The 4,322-nt window shown below is 64.7% G+C and carries 3 protein-coding genes and 2 pseudogenes; 1 reads left to right on the top strand and 4 read right to left on the bottom strand.

Annotated features, from left to right (window positions below; all coding sequences use genetic code 11):
* Positions 1-114 (top strand): annotated as a pseudogene (locus ORI94_RS34945) (IS5/IS1182 family transposase); the annotation flags it as partial.
* A 21-nt stretch (positions 115-135) separates the two neighbouring features.
* Here ORI94_RS34945 and ORI94_RS35690 read toward each other — a convergent pair.
* The 4 genes and pseudogenes from ORI94_RS35690 to ORI94_RS34925 form a co-directional block, all read right to left on the bottom strand.
* Complete coding sequence (locus ORI94_RS35690; RefSeq protein WP_266083106.1) at positions 136-777, bottom strand: hypothetical protein; 642 nt, start codon at positions 775-777, stop codon at positions 136-138.
* 71 nt (positions 778-848) lie between these two features.
* Positions 849-1,573: pseudogene (locus tag ORI94_RS35685) on the bottom strand (transposase); the annotation flags it as partial.
* An 804-nt stretch (positions 1,574-2,377) separates the two neighbouring features.
* Complete coding sequence (locus ORI94_RS35680; RefSeq protein WP_416237956.1) at positions 2,378-2,653, bottom strand: integrase core domain-containing protein; 276 nt, start codon at positions 2,651-2,653, stop codon at positions 2,378-2,380.
* Positions 2,598-3,710 carry an IS110 family transposase gene (locus tag ORI94_RS34925; protein ID WP_266083102.1) on the bottom strand — a complete coding sequence of 371 codons (1,113 nt, stop codon included), beginning with the start codon at positions 3,708-3,710 and terminating at the stop codon, positions 2,598-2,600. Before ORI94_RS34925 ends, ORI94_RS35680 begins: the two co-directional genes overlap by 56 nt.
* Positions 3,711-4,322: the final 612 nt, after the last annotated feature.

Genomic DNA, 4,322 nt, shown 5'->3' with positions numbered 1-4,322 from the left:
TGGCTGGGCGGCTGCCGCCGTTTGCACCGCCGCTACGAACGCAAGGCCGAGCACTTCCTGGCCTTCACCGCCATCGCCTGCAGCCTCATCTGCTACCGCAGACTCTCCAAATGAGACTACTTCTTAGCTTGACGTTTATGCGGCTCTGCTGCTTGCGATGGCTTCCGCGAGGTTTGGTTTGTCCTGTTTCCCGACGGGGTGCTCGCGTGCGCGGTGCTTGTTCTTGATCCCGATTGGCCGACCGGGGCCTGCGGTGCTGGGTTTCGGTGCGCTGGCCGGCTGAGGTGTTTTCCCGTGGAGGCGGCGAAATTCTCGACGGACGCGCGCGGGTGTGAGGCGCCCTTGGCGGGCGGGCCGTTCCCAGGGATTGCGGAGGTCTTCTGCGAGGGGCCGGGCAAGGCGGAGTTGAGTGTGGGCTGCGATGACGAGCCAGGTCCAGCGGTCGGCGGCGGCCGGCTCGCGGAGTTTGGGAGCGGTCCACCCCAACGTCTGCTTGAACATCCTGAAGGTGTGCTCAAGGTCGAATCTGCGTAGGAATGCCTGCCAGAGCCGGTCCACGTCGTTTGCCGTTGCGGCGGTGGCGGACCACCACAGCCAGACCGGTCTGGGGCTGCGGTCTCCACGGAGGTGGTCGACCTGAAGACGGATGACGGTGCCTTCGATGACCGGCAGGTCTCCTTCGGGGTGGTCGGCCCAGGCCGAGTGCCGAACCAGTAGTGGGTGCAGGCGGTCCCAGGCAGTGGCGACGGCCTTCCCGTAGTGGGTGGTGTCGGACACGGTGGTGACCGATGGGACCGGCTGAGTGGCCGCGGCCTCGAACGCGAACTCCGCCCAGCGCTTGGGCTTGCGCCCGCGCTTGCCCGGTGGCTGCGGCGGGGCGGGAAGTACCGGACGCGGTCCGAACGCATCCGGCCCAGCAGCTCCACGGGCAGGTCCGCGAGCAGGAAAGCCAGTCGGGTCACGTCATAGCCGGCATCGACGACGACCAGGACGGGCGGGTCACCGATCTTCCACTGGCCTTCACATACAACCGCTGGAACACGTCCCGGACCTGGGCGGCGGTGACGGCGATCGCGTCGTCCCACGGACACAGCCGGACCACGTCCAGCATGGCAGTCCACGACGTCCGCCCCGGTTCCAGAGCGGCCACGAAGGAGTAGGGCCACCCGGGGATCATCTGGGCCGAGCCCCTGCCGCGACCGTATGTGTGGCAGAACAGCCGGTCCGGGCTGGTATTCGCATCAGGCCGCAGCCAGTTGCTGACATCGACCGCCAAGACCAACCGCCCCTCCGCCGTCCGGGGAAGCGGCAGTCCCGCCAGGGCCCTGCGCAGCCGTGCCACATCCAGATGCCCGCGGTTCAGCCCGCCGTACAACGCACCATGCCCACGCTGATGCTCAGGTACCAGGGACAGCTCGACCAACGTCCTCACCGGGCCGTCCGCACACAACAAGGCGTCACTCAGCTCGAACAAAGCATCCCGCCTCTGGGTCAGGCAGGCATAGAACTCCGTCCGAAAGCATGACAGTTCGGCAAACGCATCCCGCGGGGCATCCCGCTGCAGCAGACTCATCGCTCCGGCCTTCGTGCTGGTCAAGTGCCTCTGTGACGGAGCACAGGATCAGGCGAAGGCCGCTCTCACGTCAGGCACTCAGCCGAAAGCGTCACCAAGTTCGATGCCACGTTCGACCGCGGACGATAAACGTCAAGCTAAGTGGCGAAAAATGCATTTAGATACTCTACCTACCTCGTCATCCTCTTTATCTTGCGCTGGCGTGATTCCGATGAAGTATTGTCTGAAATTGACTAGGTGAAGAGTTGGTCAGCTAATTATAATTAGTTCAGCCATCAAGGAGGAGAAATGTCTCTCAATTTTCGCCGGGCAGCCACTGCGTTTGGGGCACTCGCTCTCGTGGGGGTGAGTGCTTCGTCTGCACACGCGGTGCCGACGCCTCAGGAGAATCAAGCTAGTGTCGCTGCCTCCTGTTACGGAGGAGCCGTTTCTTACTCGAAGCCGTCTAATCAGCCGCTGCTGTATGCAGGGCCGGCCCAATGGTTCGTAACCTCGTCGAACTGCAATGACATCAACGTCAAGCCGAAAACTAACCGCTACATGAAGGTATGCTTCGGCACCTCGGGCAGCGATTGTCAGGCGAACTGGACACTGGCTAAAGCGAACCAGTGGAATGTAATCGCAACTAACGTTCTGAATGGTTCGACATATATCATTTGGTTCAAGAGTAACGCGGCGTCCTCGGGTCAAATAGCCGACTAACCTCGATCTTTCTTAACGGTCCGCCGACGGAGTCGGTGGAACGTTTTCGTGCCGGGGGCTGGAGTTGGGTGAAGTGACCCCTCGGGTCCCGACACTTCCGTTTTATGCCGCGAGGTCCAGTCGTTGATGGCAGCGGATCCTGGCCTGGTGCGGCGTGATGTAGCCGATCGTGGAGTGGATCCTCTCCCGGTTGTAATGCTGCGCGATCCACTGGAATACGTCCTGCCGGGCTTCTTCCCTGCTGCCCCATACGGTGGTGCCGATCTCGGCTTTCAGGAGGGCGAAGAAGCTCTCCGCGGCGGCGTTGATGCCCCTATGGATGTCAAGCGGCGTCTCGGGCAGGTTCCGTGGGGTCTGCCGCGGTGTTTGTGGGGACAATGAGCCGGTAGATCTCTCGCGCGACGTACCGTTTGAGGCAGCGGATGATCTCTCGTTTGGTCTTGCCCTCCGCGAGGCGTGGCCGCAGGTAGTCCTGGGAAGGGCCCGCCCAGCGCAAGCGGCTGAGGACGATCCGGTAGAGGGCGGCGTTGGCCTGGCGGTCGCCGCCTCGGTTGAGTCTGCGGCGCTGGGTCTTGCCGGAGGATGCCCCGACCGGGCTGGTGCCGCACAGGGCGGCGAAGGACGCTTCACTGTCGAGGCGTTCGGGGTTGTCACCGGCCGAGATGAGCAGGGCTGCTGCAGTGTCAGGGCCGACGCCGTGGGCGTCAAGCAGGCCCGGCGTACTCGCTTTGATCGCTTCTGTTATGCGCTTGTTGAGGTCGTTGATCTCCTCGGTCAGGTGCTGGATGCGGCGGGCCAGCAGTCTCAAGGTGTGACGCGCGGCTCCTGCCGGCCCGGAGACCTCCGGCTCCGCGAGTGCGGCGCACTGTTTGAGCAGCTTCGAGTTGCTCAGCCTTGCCAGGGACTCGCGAAGTTCGGCGTCGGCGCAAACCAGAACGCTCTTGAGCTGGTTGATGGCCTGGGTCCTTGACTTGATCGCGGGCCCCTTCGCCAGCTTGAACAGTCGCAGCATCTCCACCGGGCCGTCGCTCGTCTTCGCTGCGGCGGTGGCGCGACCGGACAGCACGGCGCGGGCGGCGGCTTCGGCATCGATGGCGTCGGTCTTGCCGTGGCGCCGTCGGGCGGCCTTGTCGGGCTGGTTGACCTCGGTCACCTCGATGCCCTCGGCCCGAAGGTGCCGCGTCAGGGCAGCACCATAGGATCCGGTGCACTCGACCCCGGCCCGCCGCAGCATGCCGAACGACTGTGCCCAGGCCAGGAGTTGACGATATCCCTCCGCAGTCGCCGGAAAGCTGCGGCCGTCCAGAGCGGCGCCGAGCGTGGTGATGACGGCTGCGGCATGGACGTCCTTGTGGGTGTCAACGCCGAGCAGGATGTCCTCCTCGGCGTCGGCCGGAATGTGACATGGGACGGTGGGCTGCGTGATGCTGGGCAAGGTCGCTGGTCTCCTGATCGCCTCGGGTGCCGGTGGCCGTCGCCGGGCCGGGGCGGTCAAGACTGTGACGGTGCCTGTCGCGAAGGCCCCTATCGGGACACGTCCCCTGCCCGGCGGCAGCGAGCGCCGCTCCAGGCAGTGGCCGACAGATCAACGCCAAGGCAACAACGCCAGTCGAAGCACGGGTCAGGCCACCGCCCGGAGCGGCACCTGAGCATCCTCACAGTCGAAGCAGGATCCTGTGCGCCCCAGGCTCTGCCGGATGTCCAACTCGGCTAGTAGTGACCTGAATTGGTGTGATGTGTACTGCCCGGACTCAAGCGGTCGGAATGGAAGATCGCGTTGCCTGCCGTGTGTCCGCCCGCGTGAGCCATCCGGATGGCGTCCGAGACCAGCTCCGTGCGCATATGGCCGGCCATCGACCAGCCCACGACCTTCACGGGTGCACAGGTCGATGACGGTCGCGAGATACAGCCATCCCTCAGCCGTGGGCAGGCAGGTGATGTCGTCGACGAGTTTCAGCCCGGGCATCGGAGCGGTGAAGTCACGGCCGACGAGGTCGGGCGCCGGCGACGCGGTCCGGTCCGCCTTTGTCAAAGATCTCGCTCTGCG

This window comes from Streptomyces sp. NEAU-W12, assembly GCF_026242095.1.
In the GTDB taxonomy this organism is placed as follows: domain Bacteria; phylum Actinomycetota; class Actinomycetes; order Streptomycetales; family Streptomycetaceae; genus Streptomyces.
Note: the sequence above shows the minus strand (reverse complement) of the source record. Positions and strands in the feature narration are given on the sequence as shown.